Source organism: Actinosynnema sp. ALI-1.44, from assembly GCF_001984155.1.
Classification (GTDB): Bacteria; Actinomycetota; Actinomycetes; order Mycobacteriales; family Pseudonocardiaceae; genus Kibdelosporangium.
Map to the genome: position 1 here is coordinate 68,003 of NZ_MTQO01000034.1, position 14,769 is coordinate 82,771.

Below are 14,769 nucleotides of genomic sequence, written 5' to 3' on the forward strand. Positions count from 1 at the left end.
CGACCGCGCCTCCACCTTCACCCTGATCGGCTCGGGGTCCGCTCCCGCCACATCCTCTCGGTCGAGACCAACCAAGCCGTGCGGACGGGTGGGGTTGGCGTGCTCTCGCGCATATCGTAGGGGTCGTGTCGGATCCTTGGCTGCTCATCGAGGTGCTCGACGGGGAAGTCCCAGCGAGCGAGTGGCGTCGCGCCCATGGTGAAGCATTTCTCAACGCCGCGATCGCCGAACGGGCCGTGCGGTGGTCGTGGCGAGTGCATCGTCGCGGTGTGGTGTTCGAGATCGCCTTCCGGACGGAGCGCATCCGCGACGAGTTCCGCAGCCGATCCTCGATCAAGGAAGCACTCGCCGCCGTGCCGGACCCGCATTACGGGCTCACCATTGTTCCAGGCGGCGGCGACTAGCATCCGTCAAGCTGTCTTCGGAGAGCGCGTCCCGAACATCACGGGGCGCTGGCTGGGATGGCAGGACATGGGCATGGTGTATCGGCAGCGTCCCGATCACCTGTCCGTGAAGAGCGTCTACAAGCCAGGCGACTTCGAAAGTTCGCTGGAACCGAGTCTCGTACGGGCGGAGCCGATCCGTTCTCACCGTTTCGGCGGGACGTCCCGGGGTCGACCGGCACACAGCGCAGATGGTGAGCGCTTGAACGAAGTGCACAGAGAAGACTGACCGGTCTGACGTCCTTCCTCGGGAGGGTGACTGTTGTCGCCCGACGCCTGGCGACTGCGGCCGTCCGCGTTCGGTAGGTTCGCATGGCGGGTCCTGGTCACGTGCAGGAGATGATCCGTGAATGTGGTCCCTGGGCGAGGTCCTCATTCGGCAGGAAGGTTTGCGTCAGCTGACACCGCACCAGGTCGCCCACTCGCTTGCCAGGGCCGACTGGAACGTCGTCGTTGACGAACTCGCGCAGCGGAGGCGAATCCGCGGTACCTGGCACGCTTTCGATCCGCTGCCTCTCGGGTCCGATGTGGACTATTCGGAATGTCATGGCCCCGTCCCAGGTCCTTGTCATGAAGTATTCGCGATAGATCATCACACCGCAGCCGCCGAACATCAGCACAACCACTGCCAGCACCCAGACCACGGGACGGCGATGAATCGGGCGCCGGTCCCGCCGGGCGGTGACAGAGCGCGGCGTGCGCTGGTTGACCGGCAATCCCGTTGATCGAGGATCCTCAGGCGACGACGGGAGCATACCGGGCATTGTGCCGCACTCTTGCGGTCGCGGTCGGAGCCCTATCGCAGTGCGCAGCGGACAACGGTCGTTCACGAGCGAGGTTGCGAAAAGTGCAACATCTGCTGCACGGTCTGTTTTACGAGCCGAAGGGCCTGTGCCAGACTTGGCCACATGCTGACTCTAGGCGCCGTCATCCTCGGCGTGGACGACATGGCTCGGGCAGTCGAATTCTGGAGCAGAGCGCTCGGATATCAACCACGGCAGGGAGAATCCCGCGACGACTGGACGGTGTTGGATCCACCGGAATCGTCACGGGGAATCCAATTGGCCTTGGACAGGAGCGATTCGGCTGTCCAGGAAATCCCACGGATCCACCTGGATCTGCATACCGAGAACGCACAGGAGCAGGCCGCGGAGGTCGATCGCCTGATCTCGTTGGGTGCGACCAGAGTCGAGTGGCCGCTCTATCCGCCCGACCCGGATTTCATCGTATTGGCCGACACCGAGGGCAACCGGTTCTGTGTCATCGACCTCGCGCACGGCTGACACTCGCCAGGCGGTCGACAACGGCCGGATGCAGCCCGACGGCGCCCGGCGCATTGCGATGAAGCATCTAGAGGTTCGGACAATGCGAGAGCGGGCACTGAACCCCGTCGCTCGCCCGCGGCCAGCCACCTGCGGACAGTGGTGAGCTGTCGCCCCTGTGTACCGCAGCACGCGGGAGGCGGCTTGGTTAAGCGGCCGACAGCCGGGTACATCGGATGCGCAGGTGGTTCTCGGTGAGAAGGAGTTGTGATGGCTACGGGCGAGACCGGTTTTGACGACGTGACCTTCGACCTTGTCTCCGTGCAGTATCACGCGTTGAAAGCGGGGCACGACTACGGGCAGTACGTGCGGGATGCCAAGAACGCCGGCCGCGATGACATCGCCGAATTCTTCAGCTCGATCATGGCCGAGGACTCGGCTCGGGCGAAGCGGTGCCACGAGTTCTTGAAGGACCTCGCGGGTAGCGCGCAAGCGGGACCTGCGACATCGTGACCCGGGGCCCTGGGCAGAGGACGGGGCCGTGAGACAGCTCGCACGCAGGGCGGTTCTCGCTGCGACGTGCTGGGCGTAGAAAGGAGCGGTTCGTCCCGTCGGTCGTGTGACCGGCGAGGCGGGCCGCTCCGGGACGCGTCCGCACCGACGCGAAGAGTCGCGACGCCTCCTGGACACAGTCGCCGTCGACGCATCCCACCGGCGACGATCCAGTGCCATCGCTCGATCGTGTTCTCGGGACGTGCCCTATCGTCGCTGGTCATGACAACAATGGTGGCGGGCGCTGTCACGTACTCCGTGACCTTGAGGCGAACGGGTTCCGACTCCGCGACGGTGCTCAGCCGCTGCGCCCACGCACCGACGCCGATCATCGCGTTCCTCGACGACCTGATCACCCTCGCCGCGGCGATACCCCAGGACATGCGTCATCGGACCGACCCCGACAAGCTCTACGTCGTCGACATCGAGGGGCGCCTGCTGGACGGGCCCGAACTCGTGCGCACGGACTGTCGCGGCATGCCTGCCGACGTCGCCCGTTTCCTCACCGGTCTGGCACACCTGTTCGCGGAGCGGTTCCACACTGCGAAGCCGAAACTCACTGAGCCGTGTGGCCCAGAATTTCACTGCCAGTAGCGGCACAGAGCATTGTCCGCTGTCATCGGCGAGATCGTGGAGCGTCCATGGTCGCCCGGTTGTCCACGTAGCCGACGGCGAGCATGCTCACGACATCCTCGGCTTGGCCGCTGTGTTCGAGCGTCTGTCGTTGGCGGTCTGCCCCGCCCCCGCGAACGGCTAAAAGCGCGGCTTGCTCGCACGCGAAGTCGTAGTCACCGTTCTCGCGCAGGATCGGCGCGAGGTCAAGCAGCAGGTCGGACACCAGCACATGGGTAGGAACGGCGTCGCCGTGCAGGGGATGGGGACAGTGGCCGGTGAAGCCGTCTCGAGACGCCCGCCACAGCCGTGCTCGCAGGATCTCGTTCGACAGCTCCGGTGCGGGCGTTGTGGCGTTCAGCGCGGCGTGGGTGAGGGCTCGGATGAGCACCGCGAGCAGGACCGCCTCCTGCGCGGTCGCGGCGACGTCGCTGACGCGGAACTCCACCGTGGGGTGGGCGTCGGAGAGCCTGATGTCCCAGTAGACCATCGCCCGGTCCAGGATCGCCCCGGACGCGAGGCACCCGTCCACGATGGACTGGTAGTGGTCGTGCGAGGAGAACCGGGGCGGCGGCCCGGCCGAGGGCCATTGTGTCCATTGCCGGTACCGCCAGCTCGCGTAGCCGGTGTCGGCGCCTGCTTCGATCGGTGAGTTCGCGGTCAGGGCGAGCAGGAGCGGCAGCCAGGGCCGGACGTGGTTGATCACCCGGACACCGGCTTCCTTGTCCGGTATCCCGATGTGCACGTGACAGCCACACGTCGTGACTTGTTCGGCCACGGCACCGAAGTGGTCGGCCATTCGTTGGTAGCGGGGATTCGGTGTGATACCGGGCGGGTCGGACTCGGCGACCAGCGCCGCGCCGCTGGGAACCACCCGCAGGCCTCGCCGTTGACCGGCTGTGGCCAGGCCGGTGCGCAGGTCGTTGAGCTGTCCGAGCAGTTCCTGATGTGTCTGGCAGACGCCGGTGGCGAGTTCCGCCTGGGATCGGTTGAGTTCCGTCTGTAGCTCGCCCTCGTGCTCGTCCGCGGCGTCGACGAGAGCGGCCGCGTGCCGGGACAGCCGACCACGGCGGTCCACGACGAAGAACTCCTCCTCGACCCCGAAGGTCAACTGCTCACTCATAGTGTTCTTCCTGCCGCGGGCTGCTCGCCATCCGAATCGATCTGCGCGAGAAGTACCCTTTCAACGCCATCACCAATCACGGCACCGGGATCGGCGCGCGGAGGTCGCGCACAGTGACGGCGTGACAGCGATGAAAGCACAGTCTACTGTGGACTATCCTGCTGGATGTCGAGCCTGACCCGGATGTCCTGATCCGGCCGATCGGACCATGCAGCGGTGGCGTCACACCTCTACGTCGTGTCGCCACTGCTCGGTGGACGAGTGGGTGCGTCGGTGGAGGCGGCTTTGCGGACGAAGTCGGCGGCGACGTGCCGGAGTTTGGTGTTGGTGTCCTGGGAGTGGGTGATCAGGCGCTGGATCGCCATCTCGTCGGTGATCTTGTGGGTTGCCATGAGGATGCCTTTGGCTTGCTCGATCACCGCGCGGGTGCGCATCGCTGTTTCGAGGTGGTCGGCCAGCTCCCGCACTTGTTGGTAGCGGCGGGTGGTGCGGAGTCCGAACACGACCACCGTGGTGTAGAGGGTGAGTAGCTGGGAGTCCAGTTCGGCGAAGCCGTGGTTGTCGAACCCGAACAGGTTGATCGCGCCCGAGAGGTGGTCGTCCACTCGCAGGGGTGTGGCGAGGTAGCTGCCCAGGCCGATGCGTTTGGCGCTGGCGGTGAAGTCCGGCCAGATCTCGCTGGCGGTGTCGAGCGACAGCCGCACTGTTTCGCCGGTGGTGGCCGCGTGCAGGCATGGGCCGTGCCCCAGCGCGTACTGAGCTTGGTCGACCTGGAGGGCTCGGGCATCGGTGTACGCCGCGGTGCGGGCCGTACCCTCGTCGATGGTGGTGATGCTTGCCATGTCGGCGCCGGGGACCACCCGGACCGCTTCCGCGCAGACCGCGTCGAGCATCTCCGCGGTACCGGAGGCTGTTTCCAGTGTGGCGGTCAAGGTGACCAGTGCGGATCTGATGTCATCCAGCAATTCGCTCATACGCGGGTCACCCACCAACCAGTCAGCTTCTACCGCTGTTTCCTGACATCGGAGGAAACAGCGTGCGATCAACTCGGAGATGATCGCTGACTGTTCAACGCCACCGAGGTCACCTTACCGCTGAGGGTGCGTGCGGCGAATGGGGTGATCCGTGCTGGTTTGATCGGCGGGCAACTCGGAAACTTCCGCAGTAGGCCTGCTTACATCATGTGGTGTAGGAGGGCCGCGGCCTCGTCGGTCCAACAGTGTGCCGACGAGGCCGTCTTCCTCGTCAGGGGTCGTCCCTGGCGAGTCGACGTCGACGGTTCGGTCGCGCGTGGGCTTCCCGGGCAGCGGACGGTGGTTCTGCTAAGTTGTGCGCGCCGGTCAAGAAGGTCGCCGGTGTCTCGCGCCCGGCCGGTGCGCTGTATGCCGCGCACCGCCAAGGACACACCATGTTGGGGATGCGCTGTGGTGCGTCCTGTGCTGGGTTGGTGGTGGATGGGTACGGGGTCGGGAAGGGCGGCGCACGATGGCCGGTTCGGACGAGGTCGTGGCTCGCGTGACGTCAGGGGTGGACGTCTTCGCCGCCGACGCCGAAGTAGGTCGTGACCTGGCCGCGGTCGACTGGGCCGGCACGCCGCTTGGCCCGCCGCAGGGGTGGCCGCAAAGCTTGCGGACCGCGGTGAACATCCTGTTGTCGTCGCGGTTTTCCATGTGGATGGCCTGGGGCCCGGAGCTGACGTTCTTCTGCAACGACGCTTACCGGCGCGACACGCTGGGCCAGAAGTACCCGTGGGCGCTGGGACGCCCGGCCAGCGAGGTGTGGCAGGAGATCTGGCAGGACATCGGTCCACGCATCGACCGGGTGCTCGAGATCGGTACCGCGACCTGGGACGAGGGACTGCTGCTGTTCCTGGAGCGCGCGGGCTACCCGGAAGAGACATATCACACCTTCTCCTACAGTCCGCTGCGCGATGAGCACGGCGCGGTGGTGGGCATGTTGTGTGTGGTCACGGAGGACACCGAGCGGGTCATCGGCGAACGCCGGATGGCGACGCTGCGCGATCTGGGTTCGGATCCGAGCGTGATCCGGACCGAGACGCAGATGCTGGAGTTCGCCGGTGTCCAGTTGGGCGGGAACCAGCGAGATCTGCCGTTCACGCTGACCTACTTGTTCGACGAGGCCGGCAGCCCGGCGTTGGCCGCGTCCAGTGGTGTGACCGGCCCGGTCGATGCGGTGGCTGGGAGCGTCGAGGTGTGGCTGGACGCGGCGGTGCGGGCCGGCGTGACGCGACTGGTGCAGCTCGACCGGGGTGCGGGGGAGTCGTTGCCGACTGGTGAGTGGCCACTGCCGCCTGTGCAGGCGATGGTGGTGCCGTTGCGGCAGCAAGGTGAGACACCGCTGGGGTTCATGGTGATGGCGCTCAACCGGTACCGGCCGCTGGATGAGGCTTATCGAGCGTTCGTGGAACTGGCCGCCGGGCACGTGGCCGCGGGTGTCCTGAGTGCCCGCAGCTATCAGGCGCAGCGCAGCCGGGCGGATGAGCTGGCCGCGTTGGACCGCGCCAAGACCACGTTCTTCTCCAACGTCAGCCACGAGTTCCGTACGCCGTTGTCGTTGATCACCGGTCCGGTGCAGCAGTTGCGCGCATGGATGTCCGATCCGGATGCCCACCCGCCGGCGTCCGTGCGGGAGGACGTGGAGGTCATCCACCGCAACGGGCTGCGGCTGGGCAAGCTGGTGAACACGTTGCTGGACTTCTCCCGCATCGAGGCCGGGCGGATGCAGGCGCGCTACGAACCGGTGGACCTGGCCGCGGTGACCCTGGAGTTGGCCAGCTCGTTCCGCTCGGCGGTCGACCAGGCCGGGTTGCGGTTCGATGTGGACTGTCCGGCTTTGCCGCAGCGGGTGTACGTGGATCGGGACATGTGGGAGAAGGTGATCCTGAACCTGCTGTCCAACGCGGTGAAGTTCACCTTCGACGGCAGCATCAGCATCCGGTTGACCGGCCACGAAGACCATGTGGTGCTGGAAGTGGCCGACACCGGCACCGGGATCGCCGAGACGGAGATGCCGCGCCTGTTCGAGCGGTTCCACCGCGTCGAGCACGCCCGGTCCCGCTCCACCGAAGGCAGCGGGATCGGCCTTGCCTTGGTGAAAGAACTCGTCGGCCTGCATGGCGGCAGCATCACCGCGGTGTCACGGGAACATCAGGGCACGACGTTCACCATCCAGGTGCCGTTCGGTCGGGCACACCTGCCTGCCGAGTGCGTTGTGGAGGAACCCGGCCAGGACGATGGTGGGGCACCGGGCACGGCGGAATCGTTTGTGCAGGAGGCGTTGCGCTGGCAACCCACTCCGGAGCTCAGCAGGCCGGCGAGTGTCGACGGGCCTGCCGACACCGAACACCCCGTCGCCGCGCCGCTCGTGAGCGGGCCGATGGCGGGGCGAGTGCTGGTCGCGGACGACAACGCGGACATGCGGGGATACCTGGCGCGGCTGTTGCGCGGCACGGGGCACGAGGTGCGCATTGTCAGCGACGGCCAAGCGGCGCTGGAGGCGATTCGTGCCGATCCACCCGACGTGGTGGTCAGTGACGTGATGATGCCTCGCCTGGACGGGCTGGAGTTGATCGCCGCGCTGCGGGCGGACCCCCGGGTGGCCAGCGTGCCGGTGTTGCTGTTGTCGGCCCGTGCCGGGCAGGAGGCCTCCGTCCAAGGCCTGGAGGCGGGCGCGGATGACTACCTGGTCAAACCGTTCGCCGCGGCGGATCTGCTGGCCAGAGTGCGCGCCAACATCGGCTTGGCGCGGTTGCGGGCCCAGCACGCCCGGTGGCGCACCGCGCTGGTCGACTCCCTGCAGGAAGGATTCTTCCTCAGCGACGCCGACGGCACACTCGTGGAGATCAACGCGGCCTTCGCCACAATCCTCGGCTACGGCCCCGACGGGCTCCCGTATCCGCAGCCTTACCCGTGGTGGCCCGACCCAAAGGGCGACCCGCACGCCTACCAACTCGTGGTGGAGGAACACGCGCGAGCGCTCGAGCGGGGCACCGGTGAGGCCACGGTGCCGGCGACGCATCGCGACGGGCACCGGGTCTGGTTGCGCTCCACCTTCAGCCGCGTCGAGGACCCCGTGACCGGTGAGCACCTGGTCGTGGGCACGATCCGTGATGTCACCGCCGAGCACTACACCACGCGCCGCGACGCCGCGCTGGCCACCCTGGCCGAACACGTGGCCTCGGCCGACACCGTGTCCCAGGCGTTGGCTGCGACGGTCATCGCTCTGCAGCGGATCTGGTCCGCCCGCCACGTGGCCGTCGCGAGCTTCGCGGCCCCACCCACCGGCTCGGGCGACGTGGGGGAGCCGGACGTGGTCCGGGTCAGCGACCGGACCGAGTGGGCCGAGCTGGCACCGGCGGTACGGGACGCGATCCGGGGCATGTGCACGGCGCCGGCGTTGACCCCGCAGGTGGAGCTGCCGGGCTGCGTGGGGATCAGCATGACCCACCTGGACGGGGTCGTGGCGGTGCGGATCGACCTGGGGCCGCACCGGACGATCTCACCCGAGGACCAGGCGCTGCTCTCAGTGCTGGCGGGGCGGTTGAGCCAGAGTCTGCACCGGCTCTACGAACTGGACCAGCAACGCGAGACCGCGCTGGCGTTGCAGCACGCCATCCTCGGCCCGGACGCGTTGCCGGACGGGTTCGCCGTCCGCTACCAGCCCGCGTCGCGGCCGTTGCAGATCGGCGGCGACTGGTACGACACCGTACCGCTGTCGGAGGGGCGGATCGGTGTCGTGGTCGGCGACTGTGTCGGCCACGGTTTGGCCGCCGCCACCGTGATGGGCCAGTTGCGCAGCGCCTGCCGCGCTCTGCTGCTGGAGCACGGCGACCCGGCGCAGGCGCTGGCCGGGCTGGATCGGTTCGCCGCGCTGCTGCCCGGCGCCCGCTGCGCCACCGTTCTGTGCGCCGTGCTCGATCCCGCCACCGGGCACTTGGTCTACAGCAGCGCGGGACACCCGCCGCCGATCCTCGCGCACGCCGACGGCACCACGACCACCCTGGAGGGCGGTCACGGCATCCCGCTCGGCGTGCGGATCAACCGGCCCCGTGACCTGGACAGTGTCACGTTGCCGCCGCGGGCGACGTTGCTGCTCTACACCGACGGTCTGGTCGAGCGGCGCCGCCGCTCCTTGAGCGAGGGCATCAGCCGTGCGGCGTCCGCCGTGCACGACGCCCGGGAGATCCCGGTGAACGCGTTGGCCAGCCACCTGATGACCAGCCTGGCCCCCGACAGCGGGTTCGAGGACGACGTGGCGGTGCTGATCTACCGCCAGCCGGGACCGTTGCAGGTCGAGTTCCCCGCGCAGGCCAGCGAGCTGCCCCCGGTGCGCGAGGCGGTCCGGGACTGGTTGACCCGCTGCGACGTCGATCCGCACCAGGCCACCAATGTGCTGATCGCGACCGGGGAGGCCTGCGCCAACGCCGTCGAACACGGCCACCGCCACCACGTCAACGGCGTGATCCGGCTGCGCGCGACCGCACTGGCCCACGCCGTGCGCATCACCGTCATCGACAGCGGCAGCTGGAAAACCCCCGACCTGCGGGCCACCGCCGTCGGCCGCCGCGGCCGGGGCATCCCGCTGATGCGGGGCCTGATGCACCAGGTCGCCATCCACCCCACCGAGAACGGCACCACCGTCGAGATGTACGCGAGGATCACCGCATGACCGCCCCGCTCACCCTCACCACCGGACACCACCCCGACGGACGCCCCCTGCTGACCGCCCACGGCGAGATCGATCTGACCACCATCGCCGAGTTCGGCGCCGCCCTGGCCACCGCGGTCGGCGACGGCAGGCCCGTCGTGGTCGACCTGACCGGTGTGGACTACCTCGACAGCGGTGCGATCAACGCCCTGTTCACCCACGCCGACCACCTGCACCTCATCGTCAACCCCCTGCTGATGTCCGCGATGACCGTGAGCGGCCTGACCACCCTGGTCACCATCGAACAATCCACCACCCAGGCCTGACCACCACATCCCACGTGCGGTCCGCGTCGCACCCCTGTGCGAACGAACCCGTTCGCCGGTGACACGAGCGCCGGTTGGTGGGTCCGCGACCGAGTGGTAGCGCGGGCGCTACCGCCGAGGTCGCGCTGTCATCACCGCGGTTCGGCGTGTTGGCCGGATGGTGCGTGACGTGGCGGACGGCGATGCTTGACTCGATCGATCCGAAGTCGTCGAACGAAGGACAAGCATGTCGAGAGTGGATTCCGTGCGCCGCAACCTGGCTCGTGCCGCGGGTGTCGTGTTGGTGGGAGCTTTTTGCGCGATCGCGGTACCCAGCGCCGCTGAGGCCGTGGTGAACGGGAAGAACTCCACCGAGCGCTACGAGTTCATGGCCTCCATTCCGGAGGTCGTGCCCGAGATGAACAACGCCAAGGGGGTCTGCGGGGCGGTGTTGATCCACCCGCAGTGGGTGGTGACCGCGGCGCACTGCGTCGACCCGGGGCGTAACCCGGCCGTGCCGGAGGGGACTGTGCGCGTCGGAAGCAAGTGGCGGACCTCCGGCGGCACCGTGCGCAAGATCGACCGCATGGTGCGCCACCCGGGTTACCAGCCGGGTGAGCCGAACAAGAACGACATCGCGCTGGTGCGCCTGGACCGCCCGGTCTCCGAACGGCCGATCCGCATTGCCGCTCGCCCTGGTCGACCCGGCACGCCGACCCGTTTGCTCGGCTTCGGCACGACGGTCGACACCGGCGACCTCACCAAGGTGAAGTTCCCGGAACGGCTCCAGCAGCTCGACACCCGCCGCGCGGCGGAGTCCGAGTGCTCGCCCGGCTACGCGGATTCGACCCGGCTGTGCACCATCAGCCGCAAGCCCAACGCGATGGCGTGCATGGGCGACTCCGGCGGCCCGCAAATCCAGCGCGGCAAGGGCGGCCGGTGGGAGCTGATCGGCGTCACCTCCGGTCCCGGCGACAACGACGTGCCCTGCGCCAACGGACCCGGCCTCTACACCAGCGTGCCCGCCTACGCCGACTGGATCCACCGCACCATTCACGGACGCAACTGATCCCGCATCGACACGTCCACTGCGACCGGGTGGATGGTGGTGGCGGTGGTCAGCTGAGGTCCAAATCGGACGTCACAGGTGAACCGCCCCATGCGGAGAACCACAGTGGTGAGCGTTCCTGCGGCCGAGCCGCCTGTCGGCTCGGCCGCAGTGGTGGATACCGATCATTCCTCCGCACCTCACCCTGATCTGGCGAACTATCGGTGAGGACGGTATGCGCGACACCGCGCTGACGAACCGGAACCCGCACATTCGGGTGATTCCTCGCCTGTTTTGAGTATCCCGGGGCTCGTCGGGGAACCGTCCCGCGTGGACACAAAGCAGCAGAGGGCGGGGGCCGCGCCGCGGCACGACGAAACACATCCGCCGTACACCGAGTCCGCGAAGAGCAAGCCGGGTGCGGCAACGAACAGCTACCTGTCGAGCGGCGATCGTGTCCGCGGCAGCGCGGTTGCTGGCACCCTGGTCGACGGTGCGGACCGGTCCCGGTGGTCCCGCTTCGGCTCGTTCGTGCGGCTTGGGCGTCCGAAGTTCCTCCTGCAGAGCACGGCGGCCATCGGTCTCGGCGTCACCATAGCCGCGTACGACGGCCATCAGATCAACTACACGTGGTACGTCATCACCCTGCTGGGGGTGTGGTGTGCGCATTTGATGGCGCACTACAGCAACGAGTTCTTCGACCTCAAGGCGGACAAGGCGAACACGTCGCACACGGAATGGACCGGCGGGAGCCGGGTGCTGGTGCGGGGACTGGTCCAGCCGTCGACGAGTGTGTCCGCCGCCTACGTCCTGCTGTTCACGGCGATGATGTTGGTCGTCGTCGTGCCCGACACGGTGTTGCGCGTCCTGGCTGTCCTCGGTTTGGCGCTGGCGTGGTTCTACACCGCGCCGCCGGTACGGCTCAACTACCGTGGTCTCGGGGAGTTGACGACCGCGGTCACGTTGTACGGCTTGGCCCCGGTGGGTTCGTACTACTTCCAGGCACACAGCCTTTCGACCACTGTGTTCGCTGTCGTGTGCCCGATCTTCCTGTTCCAGCTGGCGCGCCAGTTCCTGATGAACCTGTCCGATTTCGAAGGAGACCGGAAGACGGGGAAGCGCACGGTCGCCGTCCTGTTGGGACCGCGGCGTCTGGTGCGCGCGTACATGGTCGTGCAGGCCGTGGCGTACTGCCTGATCGTGACACTGGGACTGGTCGGGGCGTTGCCGCCGCTTGTGGCCACTGCGATGGTGTTGACCTCGGTGTTGCCGTTGTGGATCTCGCGGCAACTGGTGACTGGAGCGATGGCGGTTCCGGCCAGGGCGAACGCGGTGACGTTCTGGGCATCGATGCAACTGCCGGCGGGTGTGTGCGCGGCAATGCTCAGCCTGCTGCTCGACGCGGCGCTGTACGGCAATCACGGCGAGTACACGGAGTGGGCCGGAGTGGCGGTCGGCACGTCACTGGTGTGCACGACGTGGGTGGTCGGCTGGCTGCTGGCCAAGCCCAGTCGGGAGCGGCGACTGGGGGAGCCGTCCGTGGTGGACCGCAGGGGCGGCGTGGCCGATCCGGTCGTGATCCACGACCTCGACGCGGTGGTGTTCGTGGTCGGCAACGCCACCCAGACCGCGTGGTTCTACCAGGTCGCGTTCGGAATGAGCCTGGTCGCGTACTCCGGACCGGAGACCGGCAATCGGGACTACAAGTCCTATGTGCTCAAATCGGGTTCGGCCCGGTTCGTGATCAACGGTGGTGTGGCGCCGGACAGCCCGCTGCTCGACCACCACCGCAGGCACGGCGACGGCGTGACCGATCTGGCGCTCGAGGTCGGCGATGTGGACCAGTGCGTGGCACACGCCCGCGAACAGGGCGCGACTGTGCTCGAGGAGCCGCACGACGTCTCCGACGAGAACGGCACAGTGCGGATCGCGGCGATCGCGGCGTACGGCGAGACCCGCCACAGCCTGATCGACCGCTCCCGCTACTCCGGCCCGTACCTGACCGGCTACGTGGCCGGGGAAAGCACGGTCAAACGGTGACCGGCCGACGGTGTTCTACGAGTTGATCGAACGGCACGGCTCGCTCGGCTTCGGCAAGGGCAACTTCAAGGCCCTGTTCGAGGCGATCGAGCGCGAGCAGGAGCGCCGGGGAAATCTCTGAGGGAAAGGGAGGTGCCGGTGCGACAGGACTCCGATGACCTGCTGGGCCCGGATTCGGTGACCTGGCGATACCTCGGTGACCGCCGATTGGCGCTGTTCGCGTTGCGTGGAGTGCTGCTGCAGGTCATGCACCCGGAGGTGGACGCCGCGGTTCGGCCGGATTCGCCGTGGGTGACCCAGCCGTGGATCCGGTCCCACCGGGCGTTGCGCCGTATCCTGCGCGTCGCCTATGGCTGCCGCGCCGGGGTGGACGAGGCCAGGCGAATCCGTGACTTCCACCGTCCGATTCATGAGGTGGACGTCGCCGGACGTCGTCGGCACGCTTTGCACCCCAATGCCTTCTATTGGTCGCATGCCGTGTTCTTCGAGGCGGTGATCCCGATGACCGAGTGGTTCGGTGATCCTTTGGACGCACAACAGAGGGAACGGCTGTACGCGGAGAGCCGACAATGGTACGCCCGTTATGGCGTGGGCGATCGAGTGATGCCTGCGGACTGGGCAAGCTTCGCCGAGTATTTCGACCGCACCTGCGCCGACGTGCTTGACCACACGGCGGCGGCGGAAAAGACGCTACAGGGCCTGCGTGCGCCGCGGACCTGGCGGCACCCGTGGCTGCCACACTTCGTGTGGTGGCCGTTCGCTGCTGTAGCCGCCAAGTTCCTGTGGTTCATCGCGCGCGGCACGCTGCATCCAGCTGTACGAGAACGCTTGAAGATCCGGTGCAGCGCCGCCGACCAACGACTGCTGCGTGTGTTCGCGGCGGTCGTGCGTCGCGTGTGGCCGTTGCTGCCGCGCTGGGTCCGCTACGACCGCATCGCCCGGGAAGCCCTCTGCCGAGCCGAGATCGACACGCCACGAACGGTGGTGAGAGCGCGCAATGACCCGCAGCAGTACGAGGACCTGGCGACACAGTGGTGGTCACCGCACGGTGTCTTCGCCGGATTGCACTGGCTCGCCGCGGTCCGGGGTGACGCCATCCCTCCCGCGCCACGGCCTGGCGCCGTCCTGGTCGACCTGGCCTGTGGTGGCGGCCTGCTGGCACCGCACCTCACGGGCAAGGGCTACCGGCACGTCGGCGTCGACCTCTCGCCGTCAGCGCTGCGGCAGGCCACCGACCACGGAGTGGAGGCGGTGCGCGGTGACGTGACCCGGCTCCCGTTCGCGGACGCCGCCGCGGACGTCGTGGTCGCGGGGGAGATCCTGGAGCACGTCACCGACCTGCCCGCAGTGGTCGCCGAAGCGTGCCGCGTTCTACGACCGGACGGCTTGCTGGTGCTGGACACCCTGGCGGACACACCGATCGCCCGGTTCCTCGCGGTCACCGTCGCCGAACGCATCCCCAGGCTGATGGCACCGGGAATCCACGACCCTGACCTGTTCGTGAACCGCGCCGAACTGGTGCGTGAATGCCGTGCGCGCGGGGTGGAACTGCACCTCACCGGGCTGCGTCCGTCCATAGTGGACCTGGCGCGGTGGCTGCTCGGGCGAGGCGAAACGGTACGCATGCTCCCAATCCCCGTCACCGCCTTCGTCTTCCAGGGCGTCGGCCGCAAACGCGCAGGCAACTCCCGGTCCGGCCGATGAGAAAGAGGTTGTC

At 67.8% G+C, this 14,769-nt stretch carries 11 protein-coding genes and 2 pseudogenes; 10 read left to right on the plus strand and 3 right to left on the minus strand.

Going from position 1 to position 14,769, the window contains the following annotated elements; all coding sequences use genetic code 11:
* The first annotated feature begins 125 nt into the window (after positions 1–125).
* Entirely contained in the window at positions 126–404 is a 279-nt protein-coding gene (locus tag ALI144C_RS07905) for a hypothetical protein (protein ID WP_076986351.1), read from the plus strand.
* 365 nt (positions 405–769) lie between these two features.
* On the opposite strand, the gene ALI144C_RS07910 is transcribed toward ALI144C_RS07905, so the two are convergent.
* Positions 770–1,198, minus strand: a complete 429-nt coding sequence (locus tag ALI144C_RS07910) for a hypothetical protein (protein ID WP_143230499.1) — start codon at positions 1,196–1,198, stop codon at positions 770–772.
* A 153-nt stretch (positions 1,199–1,351) separates the two neighbouring features.
* On the opposite strand from ALI144C_RS07910, the gene ALI144C_RS07915 reads away from it, so the two are divergent.
* From ALI144C_RS07915 to ALI144C_RS07925, 3 genes are all read left to right on the plus strand, one after another.
* Positions 1,352–1,726, plus strand: coding sequence for a VOC family protein (locus ALI144C_RS07915; protein ID WP_076986353.1), 375 nt, complete (start codon positions 1,352–1,354; stop codon positions 1,724–1,726).
* 249 nt (positions 1,727–1,975) lie between these two features.
* Positions 1,976–2,218 carry an acyl carrier protein gene (locus ALI144C_RS07920; protein WP_076986354.1) on the plus strand — a complete coding sequence of 81 codons (243 nt, stop codon included), beginning with the start codon at positions 1,976–1,978 and terminating at the stop codon, positions 2,216–2,218.
* A gap of 261 nt (positions 2,219–2,479) precedes the next feature.
* Positions 2,480–2,851, plus strand: coding sequence for a hypothetical protein (locus tag ALI144C_RS07925; RefSeq protein WP_143230500.1), 372 nt, complete (start codon positions 2,480–2,482; stop codon positions 2,849–2,851).
* A 22-nt stretch (positions 2,852–2,873) separates the two neighbouring features.
* Here ALI144C_RS07925 and ALI144C_RS07930 read toward each other — a convergent pair whose 3' ends face one another.
* Both ALI144C_RS07930 and ALI144C_RS07935 read right to left on the minus strand, forming a co-directional pair.
* Positions 2,874–3,992, minus strand: a complete 1,119-nt coding sequence (locus ALI144C_RS07930) for a carboxylate-amine ligase (RefSeq protein ID WP_076986356.1) — start codon at positions 3,990–3,992, stop codon at positions 2,874–2,876.
* 230 nt (positions 3,993–4,222) lie between these two features.
* On the minus strand, positions 4,223–4,966 hold the full coding sequence (locus tag ALI144C_RS07935; RefSeq protein ID WP_076986357.1) for a GAF and ANTAR domain-containing protein: 744 nt from the start codon (positions 4,964–4,966) through the stop codon (positions 4,223–4,225).
* Positions 4,967–5,477: 511 nt separating this feature from the next.
* Between ALI144C_RS07935 and ALI144C_RS07940 the strand changes: the two genes are divergently transcribed.
* The 6 genes and pseudogenes from ALI144C_RS07940 to ALI144C_RS53080 all read left to right on the plus strand — a co-directional run bounded on the left by ALI144C_RS07940 (position 5,478) and on the right by ALI144C_RS53080 (position 14,756).
* On the plus strand, positions 5,478–9,680 hold the full coding sequence (locus ALI144C_RS07940; RefSeq protein WP_076986358.1) for a SpoIIE family protein phosphatase: 4,203 nt from the start codon (positions 5,478–5,480) through the stop codon (positions 9,678–9,680).
* Positions 9,677–9,985, plus strand: coding sequence for an STAS domain-containing protein (locus tag ALI144C_RS07945; protein WP_076986359.1), 309 nt, complete (start codon positions 9,677–9,679; stop codon positions 9,983–9,985). Before ALI144C_RS07940 ends, ALI144C_RS07945 begins: the two co-directional genes overlap by 4 nt.
* Positions 9,986–10,211: 226 nt before the next feature.
* The gene (locus ALI144C_RS07950; RefSeq protein ID WP_076986360.1) at positions 10,212–11,033 is read left to right on the plus strand and encodes a S1 family peptidase; all 822 of its coding nucleotides are present in this window, start codon (positions 10,212–10,214) and stop codon (positions 11,031–11,033) included.
* 510 nt (positions 11,034–11,543) lie between these two features.
* A pseudogene (locus tag ALI144C_RS07955) lies at positions 11,544–12,317 on the plus strand (prenyltransferase); the annotation flags it as partial.
* A 282-nt stretch (positions 12,318–12,599) separates the two neighbouring features.
* Positions 12,600–13,049, plus strand: a pseudogene (locus ALI144C_RS07960) (VOC family protein); the annotation flags it as partial.
* 141 nt (positions 13,050–13,190) lie between these two features.
* Positions 13,191–14,756 carry an oxygenase MpaB family protein gene (locus ALI144C_RS53080; protein WP_143230501.1) on the plus strand — a complete coding sequence of 522 codons (1,566 nt, stop codon included), beginning with the start codon at positions 13,191–13,193 and terminating at the stop codon, positions 14,754–14,756.
* Positions 14,757–14,769: the final 13 nt, after the last annotated feature.